At 65.9% G+C, this 16,491-nt stretch carries 21 protein-coding genes; 2 read left to right on the plus strand and 19 right to left on the minus strand.

Annotated features, from left to right (window positions below; genetic code table 11):
• Window positions 1-35: 35 nt before the first annotated feature.
• From CIW53_RS14340 to CIW53_RS14430, 19 genes are all read right to left on the minus strand, one after another.
• The gene (locus CIW53_RS14340) at window positions 36-395 is read right to left on the minus strand and encodes a DUF4386 domain-containing protein (RefSeq protein ID WP_149365401.1); all 360 of its coding nucleotides are present in this window, start codon (window positions 393-395) and stop codon (window positions 36-38) included.
• A gap of 358 nt (window positions 396-753) precedes the next feature.
• Window positions 754-1,107, minus strand: a complete 354-nt coding sequence (locus CIW53_RS14345; RefSeq protein WP_343192552.1) for a GFA family protein — start codon at window positions 1,105-1,107, stop codon at window positions 754-756.
• A gap of 38 nt (window positions 1,108-1,145) precedes the next feature.
• Window positions 1,146-1,838, minus strand: a complete 693-nt coding sequence (locus tag CIW53_RS14350; protein WP_149365403.1) for a phytanoyl-CoA dioxygenase family protein — start codon at window positions 1,836-1,838, stop codon at window positions 1,146-1,148.
• Between the two features lie 108 nt (window positions 1,839-1,946).
• Window positions 1,947-2,576 (minus strand): bifunctional phosphoribosyl-AMP cyclohydrolase/phosphoribosyl-ATP diphosphatase HisIE, encoded by a 630-nt coding sequence (gene hisIE, locus CIW53_RS14355; protein ID WP_149365404.1) that lies wholly within the window; start codon window positions 2,574-2,576, stop codon window positions 1,947-1,949.
• Window positions 2,577-2,596: 20 nt separating this feature from the next.
• Entirely contained in the window at window positions 2,597-3,367 is a 771-nt protein-coding gene (gene hisF, locus CIW53_RS14360) for an imidazole glycerol phosphate synthase subunit HisF (protein WP_149365405.1), read from the minus strand.
• A complete protein-coding gene (gene hisA, locus CIW53_RS14365; protein ID WP_149365406.1) occupies window positions 3,361-4,089 on the minus strand; it encodes a 1-(5-phosphoribosyl)-5-[(5-phosphoribosylamino)methylideneamino]imidazole-4-carboxamide isomerase in 729 nt (242 codons plus the stop codon). The genes hisF and hisA overlap by 7 nt, the downstream gene beginning before the upstream one ends.
• Complete coding sequence (gene hisH / locus CIW53_RS14370; protein WP_149365407.1) at window positions 4,086-4,676, minus strand: imidazole glycerol phosphate synthase subunit HisH; 591 nt, start codon at window positions 4,674-4,676, stop codon at window positions 4,086-4,088. Before hisH ends, hisA begins: the two co-directional genes overlap by 4 nt.
• The gene (hisB, locus tag CIW53_RS14375; protein ID WP_149365408.1) at window positions 4,676-5,746 is read right to left on the minus strand and encodes a bifunctional histidinol-phosphatase/imidazoleglycerol-phosphate dehydratase HisB; all 1,071 of its coding nucleotides are present in this window, start codon (window positions 5,744-5,746) and stop codon (window positions 4,676-4,678) included. Before hisB ends, hisH begins: the two co-directional genes overlap by 1 nt.
• Complete coding sequence (hisC, locus tag CIW53_RS14380; protein ID WP_149365409.1) at window positions 5,743-6,873, minus strand: histidinol-phosphate transaminase; 1,131 nt, start codon at window positions 6,871-6,873, stop codon at window positions 5,743-5,745. Before hisC ends, hisB begins: the two co-directional genes overlap by 4 nt.
• Window positions 6,870-8,177: a histidinol dehydrogenase gene (gene hisD, locus CIW53_RS14385; RefSeq protein WP_149365410.1), complete on the minus strand. Its 1,308-nt coding sequence runs from the start codon at window positions 8,175-8,177 to the stop codon at window positions 6,870-6,872. The genes hisC and hisD overlap by 4 nt, the downstream gene beginning before the upstream one ends.
• On the minus strand, window positions 8,174-9,067 hold the full coding sequence (hisG, locus tag CIW53_RS14390; RefSeq protein ID WP_149365411.1) for an ATP phosphoribosyltransferase: 894 nt from the start codon (window positions 9,065-9,067) through the stop codon (window positions 8,174-8,176). The genes hisD and hisG overlap by 4 nt, the downstream gene beginning before the upstream one ends.
• Window positions 9,064-9,402 carry a YerC/YecD family TrpR-related protein gene (locus CIW53_RS14395; protein ID WP_149365412.1) on the minus strand — a complete coding sequence of 113 codons (339 nt, stop codon included), beginning with the start codon at window positions 9,400-9,402 and terminating at the stop codon, window positions 9,064-9,066. The genes hisG and CIW53_RS14395 overlap by 4 nt, the downstream gene beginning before the upstream one ends.
• A gap of 344 nt (window positions 9,403-9,746) precedes the next feature.
• Window positions 9,747-9,908, minus strand: a complete 162-nt coding sequence (locus CIW53_RS14400) for a 30S ribosomal protein THX (RefSeq protein ID WP_149365413.1) — start codon at window positions 9,906-9,908, stop codon at window positions 9,747-9,749.
• A 65-nt stretch (window positions 9,909-9,973) separates the two neighbouring features.
• Entirely contained in the window at window positions 9,974-10,918 is a 945-nt protein-coding gene (locus CIW53_RS14405) for a cation diffusion facilitator family transporter (RefSeq protein ID WP_149365414.1), read from the minus strand.
• A gap of 64 nt (window positions 10,919-10,982) precedes the next feature.
• Entirely contained in the window at window positions 10,983-11,417 is a 435-nt protein-coding gene (locus tag CIW53_RS14410) for a MerC domain-containing protein (RefSeq protein WP_149365415.1), read from the minus strand.
• A gap of 92 nt (window positions 11,418-11,509) precedes the next feature.
• Window positions 11,510-12,019: a transcriptional repressor gene (locus CIW53_RS14415; RefSeq protein ID WP_149365416.1), complete on the minus strand. Its 510-nt coding sequence runs from the start codon at window positions 12,017-12,019 to the stop codon at window positions 11,510-11,512.
• A 30-nt stretch (window positions 12,020-12,049) separates the two neighbouring features.
• The gene (locus CIW53_RS14420; protein WP_149365417.1) at window positions 12,050-12,328 is read right to left on the minus strand and encodes a hypothetical protein; all 279 of its coding nucleotides are present in this window, start codon (window positions 12,326-12,328) and stop codon (window positions 12,050-12,052) included.
• 35 nt (window positions 12,329-12,363) lie between these two features.
• Window positions 12,364-13,764, minus strand: coding sequence for a glutamate--tRNA ligase (gltX, locus tag CIW53_RS14425; RefSeq protein ID WP_149365418.1), 1,401 nt, complete (start codon window positions 13,762-13,764; stop codon window positions 12,364-12,366).
• Window positions 13,765-13,834: 70 nt separating this feature from the next.
• Window positions 13,835-14,269 (minus strand): DUF4399 domain-containing protein, encoded by a 435-nt coding sequence (locus CIW53_RS14430; protein WP_149365419.1) that lies wholly within the window; start codon window positions 14,267-14,269, stop codon window positions 13,835-13,837.
• A gap of 144 nt (window positions 14,270-14,413) precedes the next feature.
• Between CIW53_RS14430 and CIW53_RS14435 the strand changes: the two genes are divergently transcribed.
• Together CIW53_RS14435 and CIW53_RS14440 are read left to right on the plus strand one after the other, a co-directional pair.
• Complete coding sequence (locus CIW53_RS14435) at window positions 14,414-15,574, plus strand: glycosyltransferase family 1 protein (RefSeq protein WP_149365420.1); 1,161 nt, start codon at window positions 14,414-14,416, stop codon at window positions 15,572-15,574.
• Window positions 15,543-16,106 (plus strand): phosphatase PAP2 family protein, encoded by a 564-nt coding sequence (locus CIW53_RS14440; protein WP_149365421.1) that lies wholly within the window; start codon window positions 15,543-15,545, stop codon window positions 16,104-16,106. Before CIW53_RS14435 ends, CIW53_RS14440 begins: the two co-directional genes overlap by 32 nt.
• Window positions 16,107-16,491 lie beyond the last annotated feature (385 nt).

A 16,491-nucleotide genomic window follows, 5' to 3' on the forward strand; every position in this document is an offset into this window, starting at 1 on the left:
ATGGATGACCATCAGCAACGACAGCACCACCTGGATCACGCCCAGCGTGATGTCCCGGAGGCATGGGTCAAAAGCCGCAATGCATCCAGCCGATGGTTCACGGCCCGCAGCGAGACCGGCACACCGACCAAGGCCAGCACCACCATAGCCATCGCCGCACCCCGATGTGCCGTCAGCAACCATCGAAACAGCAGGAACGGCAGCGGCACCATCATGAAAGCCGCGGCACCCGCACGGAACAGCACCTCGTGCGACACGATGTTCGCAAGCATTGCCCGCGGGTCGCCCGGCGCCACTATTTTTTCCGGCACGCAGCCTTGGCTGAAAAAGCCGGTCACGACCATCACGAGATAAACCGGCCCCGCCCAACGCGCGATCCTGCTTTCGTTGGCCATGCGAATTCCCGGCGATCCGTAGGTCATCCCGGCGGGCGTGAGTGGCCAGTGTCCGTGCAACAAATCGGGTTCATGAGTGCCGGAAGCAAGGCGAGATCGAAAGCGCATTCCGCCCCGGATTCGACGACTCGACGCGAAAAAGTGCTCGGAAAGCTCTCCTTGAGCGCACGGTCGCGGCCTGGATTCGCTCACTGCAGCGGGTGGTCGTTCGCGGCAACGAAGCTGACCGCAAGCCAGGCAAAGAACTCGTTGATCTGCCGGTTCTTCGGCACGATTCAGGCCTGCGTTACCTGAGCCCAAAGTCGGTCGCGTGCGCGGTGCGTCCGCCAGATCGAGTGGCTGGATGTCGCCTTGCGACTTACGCCATATGTTCGATGCCCGGCGGCATGGATACCCACGAATGCATTCGCTCTTCGTAGACCGAGACCGTCGGACCTGGGAACTTTGGGTCGGCAAAGGCGCCGACAGGAATGGCAACAGTAGCCTCCATCGCATCCGATATGTAGTAGACCGTGGATCCGCAATCAGGACAGAAGTGGAACCTGGCGCGAGACCCTTCGTCCCCCACCCGAACGTACTCGTTGCTTCTTCCGTTGGTTGTGACGACCGCCGATGAGAAACGTGCCTGGGCCCCGAAGACGCTCCCAGTTCTTCGTTGGCAAGCGAGGCAGTGGCAGACACTGACACGGACTGGCTCGGCGGTCACATGCACCTGAAGCTGGCCACAACTGCAATAAGCGATACGGTGGGTCAATCGATTTCCTTGACTGTCGTGAGTGCAAAGTCCAGCGGATCGAAGCGGCCGGTCGTGTCCATCCGTATGTCGCGGAGCTTCGCCGTTTCAAGATGTGAGGCGTGGAGCAGCTCGGCAAAATACCCGATCAGGATGGAACGACGACGTGCGCCCGTCGAGTTCACGCTGCCCGCATGCACCAGATCGGCATCAAACACCAGGATGTCGCCAGCAGAGCCTGAGAGCTGCACTGATTGGGACTCGTCATTGAAATCGAACGGCGGGTCGCCCTCCACCGGGCGATGGCTGCCGGGGACGATGCGGGTCGCGCCGGTCTCGGGGCCGAAATTGTCGAAATAAGCCAAGGCGCTCACCGTATCGCCGGTTCGATGAGCCGAGGAGTCGCGGTGCAGCCTCTGATGTCCGCCACCGGCCAAGGGCTCACGACCTTCCACCTGCGAAAGAAAGAACCGTTCACCGATAAGCTCGCCGACCACGTCCAGCATCTTCGGCAGGCGGCACACGGCCTGGATCTTCGTGTCGAGGTCCACCAGCGAGTGACGCCAGCCCGCCGTGCGCGGTACGGACCATTGGTGCGATGGTTTCACGCCCGCGTCGAACGTGGCGCGAAGCTCATCCAGCCACTCGACCGGGATTGCTCGACGGAGCAGGACATAGCTGTCCCGATGCAGTTGCTCGCGATCAACCATCGGCCATAACCCCCACTTCTTCGCCAAGCAAGCCGGCACGCATGTTGCGCAAGCCGGCCAAGCGCCGAAAGAGGACAACACAGACCGGCCCGGAGCGATCCACGATCGTTACCCGATCCGATGCCTGTCCGCCAGCACGTCCACGGCATCGGCAAGCGACAATCCCCTTGCCCGCAAGACTACGATGAGATGGAAGATCAGATCGGCAGCCTCGCCCAGCAGGTCGCCATCGCCCTGGACTACCGCAGCCAGCGCCGTCTCCACGCCCTCCTCGCCAACCTTCTGCGCGATCCGGCGAATGCCGCTCTCGAACAACATGGTGGTGTAACGACCCTCGGGCCGCTGGGCATGTCGCTGCGCCACCAGCGCATCGAGCTCGGCGAGAAAACCCAGCGGTGGCCGCACTTCGGCGCTGTCGCCGAAGCAGCTCGAGGTTCCCAGGTGGCAGGTCGGGCCATGCGGCTCGGCCCGCACCAGCAAGGTGTCGGCGTCGCAGTCGATGCGGATCGACTTCATCACCAACACGTGCCCGGAGCTTTCGCCCTTGGTCCACAGGCGTTGCTGGCTTCGGCTGTAGAACGTGACCTTGCCGCTGGCCTGCGTCTGCGCCAACGCTTCGGCATTCATGTAGCCGAGCATCAACACCTCGCCGCTGCGCCAGTGCTGCACGATCGCCGGCAACAGGCCATCGCCCTTGGCCCAGTCGAGGCGGTTGAAATCGGTACGAGAATCGATCATCGCGGATTGTCCTTCGGTGCTCACGAGCGGATCGCCACGCCCTGTCTGTGCAGATAATGCTTGAGTTCGGGGATCGCGATCGCGCCCGAATGGAACACGCTGGCCGCCAGCGCACCATCCACATCAGCCTCGATGAAAGCATCGCGGAAATGCTCCAGCGCACCGGCGCCGCCAGAAGCAATCAGCGGCACGTGGCAGATCGTGCGTGCCATCGACAGTTGTTCCAGGTCGTAGCCAAGGCGCACGCCGTCGCTGCCCATGCAATTGAGCACGATCTCGCCGGCGCCGCGTTGCTGCGCTTCGACCATCCAGTCCAGCGTGCGGCGTGGCAATGCCCGGGTCTTCGAGGTATCGCCGGTGTACTGGCGAACGTGCCATTGCCCATCGGCATCGCGCAATGAATCGACGCCGACCACCACGCACTGCACGCCGAATGCGGCAGCCAGTTCATCGATCAGCACAGGGCGTTCCAGTGCAGGCGAGTTCACCGAGATCTTGTCCGCGCCGGCATGCAGCACAGCGCGGGCCTCGTCGACCGAGCGGATGCCGCCAGCCACGCAGAACGGAATATCGATCGCGCGGGCGACTTTCTCGACCCAATCGCGGTCGACGCTGCGTCCCTCGGGACTTGCGGTGATGTCGTAGAACACCAGCTCGTCCGCACCTTCATCGCGGTAGCGCAGCGCCAGTTCGACGATCTCGCCCATCACCACGTGATCGCGGAAGCGCACGCCCTTGACCACCTTGCCGTCGCGCACGTCCAGGCAGGGAATGATGCGGCGGCTCAGCATGCCAGCGCCTCCTCGACCGTGAAGCGGCCTTCCAGCAGCGCGCGACCGAGAATCACGCCGCGCGCGCCGGCTTCGCGCGCCGCACGGATATCGTCCAGCGACCGCACGCCGCCGGAAGCCTGCACCGCCAGTTGCGGCACGCTGCCGGCAAGATGGCGATAGAGATCGAGGTTGAAGCCGGCCAGCATGCCGTCGCGGTCGATGTCCGTGCACAGCAGATGGCGCGCGCCGCGCGCGGCGAACCACGGCGCCAGCTCGTCCAGCGTACGCGCCTCGGTTTCGGTCCAGCCGGCGCTGGGCAGGGTCCAGCGGCCGTCGATACGGCGCGTGTCGAGCGCGAGCGTCAGCCGTTCCGCGCCATGCTTGTCCAACCAGCCTGCCACGAGTTCGGGATCGCGGATCGCCACGCTGCCCAGCACCACGCGCTGCACGCCGGCGTCGAACAGGCGCTGCAAGTCCGGCTCGTCGCGCACGCCGCCACCGGCCTGGACCTGCATGCCGTACGCGGCAATCGCCCTGATCACCGCGAGATTATCGAGCTGGCCCGAGCGTGCGCCATCCAGGTCGACGAGGTGCAGCCAGCGCGCACCGGCATCGGCATAACGTTGCGCCAGTTCGCGCGGATCGGCCGCATACGTGGTCTGCTGCGCGTAGTCGCCCTGCTTCAGGCGCACCACCTGGCCGCCGCGCAGGTCGATTGCGGGGATCACGTCGAAGTTCATAGTTCGAGGAAATTCCTGAGAAGCTTCGCGCCGACGGCAGCGGAACGCTCGGGATGGAATTGCATGCCGTAGTAGTTGTCGCGCGCGATCACGGCGGAAAACGCCCCACCGTAATCGCTGGTGGCGAGAGTCCAGTCACTCGCCGGCACCGCATAACTGTGCACGAAGTACGCCTGTTCATCGGCAGCCAGCCCGGCCAGCAAAGAATGCGCCTGCTTTGCGCTCAAGCGGTTCCAGCCCATGTGCGGCACGCGCAAGCCGGGTGCTTCGGCGAAACGGCGCACCGGCAACGGAATCAGCCCGAGGCATCCGGTATCGCCCTCCTCCGAATGCGCGCACAACAGCTGCATGCCCAGGCAGACGCCGAGCACCGGCTGGCTCAGCGAACGCAGCAACCCGACCAGACCCAGCTCGCGCAGCCGTGCCATGCCGGGGCCGGCAGCACCCACGCCGGGCAGGATCACCTTGTCGGCGGCGCGGATCGTCGCCGCGTCCGCGGTCAGCTCGGCATCCACGCCTAGCCGTTGCAGCGCGTAACGCACCGAACCGATATTGGTGCCACCGGCGTCGACCAGGACCACGCTCATCACAGCGCGCCCTTGGTGCTGGGCAGCTCGCTGCCCTCGCGGCGGATCGCCTGGCGCAGCGTACGCGCCACCACCTTGAAGCAGGCCTCGACCATGTGGTGCGCGTTGTCGCCGCGCACGCTGAGATGCAGGTTCGCGCCCAGGCTCTCGCACAGCGAACGGAAGAAATGCGGCACCAGTTCGGTCGGCACCTCGCCCACGCGCTCGCGCGGGAAGCTGCCCTCGAACACGAAGTACGGCCGGCCGGACAGGTCCAGCGCCGCGCTGGCCTGCGCTTCGTCCATCGGCAGGGTGAAGCCGTAGCGGCCGATGCCGCGCTTGTCGCCGAGTGCCTGCCTCAAGGCGCCACCCAGCGCCAGCGCGCAGTCCTCGATGGTGTGGTGCTCGTCGATGTGGGTGTCGCCGTCGCACCGCAGCTCCAGCGCGAAGCCGCCGTGCTTGCCGATCTGCTCCAGCATGTGGTCGAAGAAACCCAGCCCGGTGTGTACCTTCGGCTCGGCCACCCGATCCAGATCGACGCTGACCGTGATGCGGGTTTCCTTCGTGTTGCGCATCGCCGTGGCCGTGCGCGGCGCGTCCAGCAGTTGGTGCGCCAGCGCCTCCCAGTCGAGTCCGCGCGAGCCTACGCGAATACCGCGCACGCCAAGATTCGCGGCCAACTCCAGGTCCGTCTCGCGATCGCCCACCATGGCCGACGCTGCGCGGCTCCAACCATCGTCGGCGAGGTAGTGCCGCAGCAGGCCGATGCCGGGCTTGCGCGTGTCGAGACCTTCATGCGGGAAGCTGCGGTCGATCAGCACCTCGCGGAAGCGGATGCCTTGCGAGGCGAGGATGCGCAGCAGCAGTTCATGCGGCCCGGTGAAATGCGGCTCAGGGAAGCTGTCCGTGCCCAGGCCGTCCTGATTGGTCACCATCACCAGCTCGTAGCCGGCCGCGACGAAGCGCTGCAGCGCAGCGATCACGCTTGGCAGCAGGGCCAGCTTCTCGTAGCTGTCGATCTGCTCGTCGGCTGGCTCCTCGATCAGGCAGCCGTCGCGATCGACGAAGAGGATTTTGCGCCTCGGGTTCATGTCGATCCGTCGACAGAAGCCCGGCCATCCATGGCCGGACTCTCCAGAAAAGCCGCTCCACTGGCAATGCCTCGATCGGAGGTCAGCATGGCCAGCACCCGATCATTCTCCACCGGCGTACCGATGGTGATGCGCAGCGCATCGCCGAGATTCGGGTAGCGGCGCACGTCGCGCACCACGATGCCGGCGGCGAGCAGGCGCTGGTAAGCGGCGCCGGCATCGTCGAAGCGCACGGCCAGGAAATTCGCCTGCGACGGCAACACCTCGCGCACCCCGGGCAGCCGGCGCAGCGCCATCTGCATCCGCGCGCGTTCCCCGCGCACGATGCCGATGCGCTCGCGCGCGTTCGCCCGGCCCCAGCCGGACAAGGCCAGCAGCGCCGCATCCACGCTCGGCAGCGGCAACGGGTACGGCGCCATGATCCGGCGCAGCAGCGCGATCACCTCGGCGTCCGCCAGCAAGCTGCCGATGCGCACGCCGGCCAGCGCCCAGGCCTTGGACAAGGTGCGCAGCACGGCAAGGTTGTCGTAGCGATCGATCAGGTCCGCCACGCTGCCCGCGTCGCAGAACTCCACATAGGCCTCGTCCACCACCAGCAAGGCGCGACCGCTCAGCGCCTGTACCAGCCGCTCGACCGCGGCGCGCGGCACCGGCTGGCCGGTGGGGTTGTTCGGGGTGCAGATGAAGACCAGCTTCACCGCCGGGGTCAGCGCTGCCAGCACCGCGTCCACGTCCAGGGTGAAATCCGCAGCCAGCGGCACCTCGACGACGCCTGCGTCCTGCACCCGCGCGCATACCGCGTACATGCCGAACGTCGGCGGCTGGATCAGGATCGCATCGCGGCCGGCGCGGCAGAACGCGCGCACCAGCAGGTCGATCGCCTCGTCGCTGCCGCGGCCGACCAGCAACTGTTCGCACCGCACGCCGTAAAGTGCGGCCAGGGCATCGACCAGGGCCGCGGGCTGCGGCTCGGGATAGCGATTGCAGCCGAGGCCGTCGTCGCCCACCGGTGCCCACGCCGACTCGTTCGCGTTGAGGAATACATCACCGCCGCTTGCCTCCATCCGCGCCGAGGAATACGGCTGCATCGCGCGGATCTCCGGCCGCGCCAGATCGAGCACGCTCATGACCTTGCCTCCAACGTTGCCAATCGCAAGGTCACCGCGCGGCGGTGCGCCTCCAGTTGTTCGGCCGCCGCCAGAGTCGCCGTGCACGGACCGATATTGCGCAAGCCTTCTTCGCTGACTTCCTGCACGCTGATCTGCTTCTGATAGCTGGCCACCGACACGCCGCTGTAGCTGCGCGCATAGCCGTAGGTCGGCAGCACATGGTTGCTGCCGCTGCAGTAGTCGCCCACCGATTCGGGCGTCCACTGGCCGAGGAAGATCGAGCCGGCGCTCTCGATGCCGTCGAGCAAGGCGCGCGGCGCGGCCACCTGCAGGATCAGGTGCTCGGGCGCATAGCGATTGCTTACTTCAACCGCCTGCGCCAGCGAGTCGACTGCGATCAGCCGGCTCTGCGCCAGCGCCTGGCGAGCGATCGCGCCACGCGGCAATTCGGCGCACTGGCGTTCGACCTCGACGGCCGCCTGATCCAGCAATCCGGCGGACGGGCTCAGCAGGATCACCTGCGAATCCGGCCCGTGCTCGGCCTGCGACAGCAGGTCGGCGGCGACGAACACGGGGTTCGCCTCGGCGTCGGCGATCACCAGCACTTCCGACGGGCCGGCCGGCATGTCGATCGCGGCGCCGTCCGGATCGGACGACACCTGCAACTTCGCCTCGGTGACCCAGGCATTGCCGGGACCGAACAGCTTGTCGCACTTCGGCACGCTGGCGCTGCCGTAGGCCATCGCGGCGATCGCCTGCGCGCCGCCCAGCTTGAACACCTTGTGCACGCTGGTAAGGCGCGCGGCATACAGCACCGCTTCGTCGCAACGCCCGTCGGCGCGTGCGGGCGAGCAGAGCACCACTTCGCGGCAACCGGCGATATGCGCCGGCACGCCCAGCATCAGGGCAGTCGACGGCAGCGGCGCGCTGCCGGCCGGCACGTACAGGCCAACCCGGCTGATCGGGCGCAGCATGCGCTCCACCCGCACACCGGGCGCGGTATCCACCGCCACCGGTTGCGGTGCCGCCGCACGATGGAACAGTTCGATGCGTGCGGCCGCCTCGCGGATCGCCGCCTTCAGGGCCGGATCGAGAAAAGCCTCGGCCGCCGCGAACTCGGCCTCGTCCACTTCGATCGCGTCCAGTGTGCAGCGGTCGTATTTCGCGCTGAGTTCGCGCAGTGCCGTGTCGCCGTGCTCGCGCACGCTGGCGATGATCTGCTCGACGCCGTGGCGCAATTCATCCGCGCGCGACTGCGCGGGCCGTGCTAGCGCATCACGGCGTGCGGCTTCGTCCAGCACGTTCCAGTCCAGGCGCTTCATGCCAGCATCTTCTCCACCGGCAGCACGAACATCTCGCGCGCACCGGCCTTCTTGATCTCTTCCAGTTGCCGCCAGCTCACCTCGCCGGCGCACAACGCCTGCAACATCAGCTGGTCCGGCTGGCCGGCCACCGCCAGCAGGGTCGGCTGCGGACCGCCCGGCAGCAGGCGGGTGACCGCTTCCAACGTGTGGCGCGAGGTCTGCAACAGCAGCAGGCGCGATTCGCGCACCTGGATCACCCCGTCCAGCCGCTTCAGCAGCAGCTCCAGCATGTCGCCGCGCTCGTCCACCGGCAGGGTCAGCGGGCCTGCCAGCACGGCCTCGCTTTCAAGCAGCACATCGGCTTCGCGCAGCTGGTTCGCCACCAGGGTGCCGCCGCTCTGCACCAGATCGCAGATCGCGTCGGCGGTGCCCAGCTTCGGCGCAATCTCGACCGAACCTGTCAGGGTCACGACGCCGGCACTCACGCCCTGAGTGCGCAACCACTCGCCGAGCAGACCGGGATAGGAAGTGGCGATACGCCGCCCCTCCAGTTGCCGTGGCTCCTGGTAATCCAGCTCCTGCGGCACTGCGATCGACAATCGACAGCGGCCGAAACCGAGCGACCGAAGCTCGGCCAACGGCTCGGTCTCCAATCCGGCGGTCAGCTGAAATTCGTTCAGCACATTGCGCCCGACGATGCCCAGATCGCATACACCTTGCGCGATCAGGCCAGGGATGTCGTCGTCGCGTACCAGCAGCAGATCGACCGGCTCGCCTTCGCCGAAGCAGAACAGCTTGTCGCGACTCTGCCGGAAGGTCAGGCCACAGCGGGTGAGCATATCCAGCGCCGGCTCGGTGAGTCGACCGGATTTCTGCATGGCGATGCGCAAGCGGTCACGCGGCTTCATGCCCCTGCCCTTTTTGCCGCGAGCGATTGCCGCCGGGCCGCCCGTGCCGCAGCCGCCAGGTAACCGCCGCTGCCCTGGTTGAGATAGCGCGCCACCCGCCCGATCGTGGTGATGCTGACCGCGGTGCGCTCGTGGATCTCGCGATACGACACGCCCTCCAGCAGGTACGGCACCACCCGCCAGCGGTCCACCAGCACTTCAAGCTCTGCAGGCGTGCACAAGTCGTTGAGGAACGCGCCCATTTCGCTGGCGTTCTTCAGCGACAACAGCGCCTCGTAGAGGCTCTGCTCGGCAGACTCGACGGGGGTCTCTGGATCCAGCGATCGACGTTTCATAATGTACTAATGCATTAACACAGTGGCATGAAGCATACATGCCTTTTGGCAGCGCGGCAAATCCGGAGCGATTCGTGCGGGAACGAACATCGGAAAAACATGCAAGGCCCCGGGCTCCGCATTTCCGAAGGCCCCGAAAAACCCGATGACGTAAAAAGGCGGTTGGTCGAGATTCCCTTCTCTGCCGGCTCGTCGCAAGCGCGAGTGGGGCAGCGAATCCCGCGCTCGGTCGCGGATGCCGACGCCCGGTCGCGCACACCCCACCTGCGGAGAGCGGCCCTGCCCCAGAAACAAAAACCCCGCCGAAGCGGGGTTTCGTCAGTCTGATGCGGGCGTTGGCCGGCTCAGGCCGATTTCTTTTTCGGCGCGGCCTTCTTGGCAGCAGCCGGCTTGGTCACGGTCGGCTTGGCACCCACCACAGCCGGCGATACGCCGTGCGCACGGGTATTGCCGTAGCTGCCGCGATAGGTCTTGCCGCGACGGGTCTTGCGATCGCCCTTACCCATGGGAACTCCTTGATTTGTTGGATGAACGGTCGACCATCATAGCAGTGCCGGCGCAAACGCCATAGTCAGGCGTGACCGTGCCCGGCGCAGCGCTCGCTCCGATCCGGGCACTCGCCGGGATCGACCTGCACGGTCACATGCTGAATATCGAACCGCTCCAGCAACAGCCGCTTGATCGCCCGCAGGGCCTGCGTGCCGTCGGCGTGTTCATGCAGTTCGGCATGCACGGTGGCCATGCGCGAACCCGAGGCCAGCTGCCATACGTGCAGGTGATGGATGTCGCGGATGGCGGGATCGGCACCGCGCAACGAGGCTTCCACCGCCGCGGCATCCAGCCCCTCGGGAACGCCCTCCAGCAGGATATGCGCGGACAACCGCAACAGCCGCCACGCGCTGTTCAGAATCAACAAGGACACCAGCAACGACAGCACCGGATCGGCCCACAGCCAGCCGAACCAGCGAATCGCCAGGGCAGCCAGCACCGCCGCCAGCGAACCGAGCAGATCGCCCAGCACATGCAGGCTCGCCCCGGCGAGGTTGACGTCGTCATGTGCGTGCCCGTGCAGGGTGCGCAGTACCAGCGCGTTCACGAGCAAGCCGACGACGGCCACCACCAGCATCACTCCGGACAGGATCTGTCCCGGGTGCAACAGGCGGTTGACCGCCTCGTAGACGATCCAGCCCACCAGCACGAACTGGCTCAACGCATTGACGAAACCGACCAGCACTTCCATCCGGCCATAGCCGTAGCTGCGCCGGGCGTCGGCCGGCCGGGTCGCCATCCATGCGCCGATCACCGCCAGCAGCAGCGCCAATGCGTCGACCATCATGTGTCCTGCATCGGCCAGCAAGGCCAGCGAACCGGACCACGCGCCGCCGATCACTTCGGCCACCATCATCAGTACGGTCAGCACGAACGCGAACAGCAGCTTGCGGCTGCGTCCGTCGCCCGAATCCGCATGCTCGTGCGGATGTAGATGATGATGCTGGTGAGAGTGGGCAGTGTTCATGCGTGCATGCTAGGAACGGCGGCGGTCGTTACACAATCACCTGCCAACACGCAGTGCATTGCGTTCAGTGCGCGCATTGCGGGCCATGCACGTGATCGGCACCCTGGCGGCTGTCCCGGCGCAGATTCACGAAATGCGCGCTGGCCAGCAGCAGGCCGCCGCAGGTCACCAGCACACTGTGCAGGACGACCGAATAGTTCTCGGCATAAGTGACGCCGAGCAGCAACAGGGCCAGTCCCGGAGCAGCCAGCAACAGCGGCAGCGGCTGCTGGTGACGACGGAATCCGCGGATCAGCGCGATCAGCGCCAGCGCACAGGCGAACAATACGAAACCGCGCTCAAACCCTTGATCGGCCAGAAACTCCAGGCCCAGAAACGGCAGCAACGCCAGCACGAACGGCAACAGCGCACAGTGGATCGCGCACAGGAACGAAGCCGTTGCACCTATGCGATCGGCCATTTGCCACCAGCGGGATTTGTTCGAATGCCCGGTATTCATCGACCTGCACCGGCGCCGCCAGACGTGGCGACTCGTGACCGTTCGACACCATGTTACTTTATAACACTGAACAACGCCACAACCCGGAAAACTCAGGCCTTGTGGCAATGCTTGCAGGTGCCATGCACTTCCAGCGTCTGTGCCTGCGGACGGAAGCCGAGCGCCTTCGCCTGCGCCTCGATCAGTTCGGCGACCCGGTCGTCACAGACCTCCTGCGCGCTGGAACAGGTGTCGCAGATCAGGAACGGCACCTGGTGCGCTTCCGCCGGATGGTGGCAGGAAACGAACGCATTGATCGATTCGAGCTTGTGAATGAAACCGTTCTCGAGCAGGAAGTCGAGCGCACGGTAGACCGTGGGCGGTGCCGCGTTGCCGTGTTTCTCGCGCAACTGGTCGAGCAGGTCGTAGGCCTTGACCGGCTTGCGCGCGGCCGCGATCAGTTCCAGCACTTCCTTGCGCAGCGGCGTCAAGCGCAGCCCGCGCTCCTCGCTGGCGTGTTCCACCGCGCGCACGAAGCCCTTCGCATCGTGATGGTGCGGATGCGGCGTGTGCGGGCTGTTGGTGGCATCGTGACTCAAAGCAGGCACCTCGTTGTTGATCATACACCGCCATCCGCAACGACCCGGACGGGTTCAGCGCGGCAACGGCGGCGGTCCCGCGTGGGGTCGCCGACGGGGTTTCAGCAGGATCACGATCCAGCCGATCGGCCCCAGCACCCAGGCCCACAACGCACCTTCGAGCGTGCGGCCGCGCCACCAGCCGAGCGCTGCACCCATGGCGACGAACAGCAGGCTCCACCAGAACATGGCTGCCCAGGGCATCATATTCAACAGGTTGAGAAACACTTGCCAGAACGCGCCCGGCGCATCGGGATCGACGCCCTGCATCGCCCTGGCGAGCAAGTCATCCATGCCGATGCCAGTGCGCCATCGACATCAGCGCAGGCTCAACCCCGCGCCATGGCAATGGCGGCGTCGATGCGCCGCAGCGCCTCGGCGCGGCCTGCCAGATGGATCGTCTGATCGATCGACGGCGATACCTGGGTTCCGGTCATCGCCACCCGCAGCGGCTGCGCGATCTTGCCCATGCCCAGCTCGAACTTCGCGGCGAGCTGCTCGATCACGCGATGGATCGGCTCTGGCTTCCACTCGCACTCGGCCAGCAGCGGCTTCGCAGCCGCGAGCACGGCGACGGCGCTGTCGTTCTTCAGATGCTTGGCGACCGCCTTGTCGTCCCATTCGGAGATCGGCGCGTACCAGACTTTCGCGCGCTCGGCCATTTCCTTCAGCGTGTGCACGCGATCGCGCAACGCCACGATCACGTCGGCCGGCGCCGGCCCATTCGTCGCATCGATGCCGGCGCGTTGCAGGTGCCACTCGAACTCCGCCACCAGCGTCTGCGGCTCGTCGGTTTTCAGATAGTGCTGGTTGAGCCAGGCCAGCTTCTCGGTGTCGAAGCGCGAAGCCGCCTTGTTGACGTCGGCGATATCGAACAGCGCGATCATCTCCTCGCGCGAGAATATCTCCTGGTCGCCATGCGACCAGCCCAGCCGCACCAGGTAGTTCAGCAGCGCATGCGGCAGGAAGCCATCGCCGCGGTAGTCCATCACGCTGACCGCACTGGTGCGCTTGGACAGCTTCTTGCCTTCCTTGTCGAGGATCATCGGCAGGTGCGCGAACTCCGGCACCGGCGCGCCGAGCGCCTTGTAGATGTTGATCTGGCGTGGCGTGTTGTTGACGTGGTCGTCGCCGCGGATCACCTCGGTGATGCCCATGTCGATGTCGTCGACCACCACCGCGAAGTTGTAGGTCGGCCAGCCGTCGGAGCGGAAGATGACCAGGTCGTCCAGCTCGGTGTTGCTCCACTCGATGCGGCCCTTCACCTTGTCGTCGAATACCACCGAACCCTCGCTCGGGTTGCGGAAGCGGATCACCCGGTTGGGGTCATCACGGCAAGGTTCGTTGCGGTCGCGGTAATGACCGTTGTAGCGCGGCTTCTCGCCCTTGGCCATGGCGGCCTCTCGCATCGCCTCGATCTCGGCCTTGCTCTCGTAGGCGTAGTAGGCCTTGCCAGCCGCGACAAGCTCATTGGCGACCTGCTTGTATCGCTCGAGTCGCCGGGTCTGGTAGAACGGGCCTTCGTCGGCGTCCAGGCCAAGCCAGTGCATCGCATCGAGAATCGCCTTCACCGCTTCGTCGGTGGAACGCTCGCGATCGGTATCCTCGATGCGCAGGATGAACTGACCGCCGCGACGACGCGATTCCAGCCAGCAGTACAGCGCGGTGCGCGCGCCGCCGATGTGCAGGAAACCGGTGGGGCTGGGAGCGAAGCGGGTGCGTACGGTCATCGGGATATCAGCAGCGTGAAGGCGAAGCTGCCGATTTTAACCGATCTGCCGTACGCGGCCCGCGTTCCGGTCACTTCACGTGGATGGTGATCTTCTTCGACACCAGCGCCGGCTCGAACGGCACGTGATTCTGGTCGCCCAGTTCCAGTTGCAGGGTATGCGTGCCAGGTGCCAGCTTCAGCGTGGTCTGGGTCTGACCGCCGCCGAAGTGGATGTGATTGGCGTCGGCAGGAATCGGCTGGCCGGCAGCGGGCAGCTCCTTCACGTCGACCAGCAGGTGATGATGCCCGGTGTGCTCCTTGCTCACTCCGGCCGGCGCCACGCCCATGCCCTTGAGGCCGAAACGCACGGTGACTTGCTGGCCCACGGTGGCGCCATCGCCGGGCGAGATGATGTAGACCTCGGCGCCGCTGGGCGCTTGGGTGGTCGGCAGCGCCGCCGCCGCGGCGGCAGTCAGTCCGGTCAGGGCAAGTGCAAGTGCAAGTGCAAGCAAGATGCGTTTCATCGCTCGATCTCCATCGGGGGAAGTTGGTCCAGTGTAAGCGCAGCTTCGCCATGGAGGTATCTGCACGTCATCGCCGCGTAACGCACCGGCCATGTCGTCGCCATGCGGGCCGGCGAAGCTGCGCCGGACCACACGGGTATCGTCATGCGCATCGGGATCGTCAGCGAAACCTATCCACCGGAGATCAATGGCGTCGCGCTGACGGTGCACAGCCTCGCCGCCGGCCTCGCCGCCCGCGGTCACGGCATCGACCTGATCCGCCCCCGCCAGCCGCAACCATTCGTCGGCGAAACCGGCATCGAGGCACTCGACGTGCCTGGTGGTGCGCTGCCCCGCTATCCAGGCCTGCGCTTCGGCCTGCCCGCCGGCCGCAAGCTCATGCGGCGCTGGTCACGCCAGCGCCCCGATGCCGTCTACGTCGCCACCGAAGGCCCGCTCGGCTGGTCGGCCATCGGTGCAGCCAGGCGACTGGGCATTCCGGTCAGCACCGGTTTTCACACGCGTTTCGACAGCTATGCCGACCACTACGGCATCGGTCTGCTCACCCCGCTGGTGCGCGGCTATCTGTGCTGCTTTCACCAACGGTCTGCCGCCACCCTGGTACCGACCGAAACGCTCGCACGGGAGTTGCACGACATGGGCATCTGCAATGCACGCCTGCTGCGCCGCGCGGTGGATACACAACTGTTCCACCCGCGCCGGCGCGATGACGACTTGCGCGCCACCTGGGGCGTCGATGCGATCACGCCGGTGGTCCTCTACGTCGGGCGCATCGCAGCGGAAAAGAATCTCGAACTCGCGGTGCAGACATTCCGTGCGATCCAGCAGCGGGTACCGCAGGCGCGTTTTGTCTGGGTCGGCGATGGTCCGGCCCGCGCGGCGCTGGAAGCGGAGCACCCGGACTTCATCTTTGCCGGCATGCAACGCGGCGAGGCGCTGGCGCAGCACATCGCCAGTGCCGACCTGTTTCCGTTCCCCAGCCTCAGCGAGACTTTCGGCAACGTGATCATCGAGGCGCTTGCCGCCGGCCTGCCCGTGGTGGCCTATGCCAATGGCGCTGCGCGCGAACACCTTGTCGACGGCGTCAACGGCTACTGCATCGAATCGGGCGATGCCGCGGCATTCATCCAGGCGGCGACCAGGCTGGCCGGCAATCCGGGCCTGATCCGGCATATGGGCCGCGCCGCCCATGTCGGCATGGCCGGCCTTTCACCGGATGCGGTGATTCGGGATTTCGAAACCCTGCTGCGCGAGATGGCCGAGGAGAACCTGCATGAGAACGCCACCATCGGCGCCCACATCTGAGTTGTTGCCCGGACCGCGCTTTGCGCTGGAGCGGCGGGTCTGCGTGATGGCCAATCACTGGGGTGCCCGACGCACGGTGGGTCTGTGCTTCGGCCTGATCAGCCGGCTCGGCGATGGCGTGTTCTGGTACGCGCTGATGGCCGTGCTGGCCCTGCTCGGTGGACAGCGCGGTGTCGCTGCGGCAATGCACATGGCGGCAACCGGACTCGCTGCCCTGTTGCTGTACCGCTTGCTCAAGCGCTGGACGCAGCGACCGCGCCCCTATCGCGCCTGCCCTGGCGTGATCGCGCACGTGCCACCACTGGATGAGTTCAGCTTTCCCTCCGGGCATACCTTGCAGGCAGTAGGTTTCAGCATCGTCGCGTGGGCGTGGTTTCCGCCGCTGGCGCCGTTGCTGCTGGGCTTCACTGCGCTGGTCGCCGCGTCGCGGGTGATCCTCGGGCTGCACTATCCCAGTGACGTGCTCGCTGCCATCGTCATCGGCAGTGGCCTTGGCGGCGCGTCGATATGGCTGCTGCCGCCGCTGGCGTGAGCGGCCGATCCGGGTCGGTGTGGGCACGATCTGCGCACGCCGTCACAAGATCCTTTGCACTCAGGCAGATAGCCTACTTGTCCACAGGCTTTACCGGTCGCGCTCCACAATCGCTGTGGAAAACTTTGCGCAGCCACGTCGCCATTGCTCAAAACGTCGACAATCCGTAGCAAGTGATTGTCGGCAAAGCCGATCGACGGCTTGTCCACAGGCTTGTACATGAGACACGCACAATCGCTGTGGAAAACCCCTGCCGCTCACCGTCATTCGTCGTGCGCAATCCTTGATCACCGCGTAGCAAGTGCTTGATGGCAAAGCGCCGCATCGGGCTTGTCCACAGACTTTACCGGGATGATTCCACAGCGGTTGTGGAAAACCCGTCCGC

Source organism: Rhodanobacter sp. T12-5 (genome assembly GCF_008329435.1).
Classification (GTDB): Bacteria; Pseudomonadota; Gammaproteobacteria; order Xanthomonadales; family Rhodanobacteraceae; genus Rhodanobacter.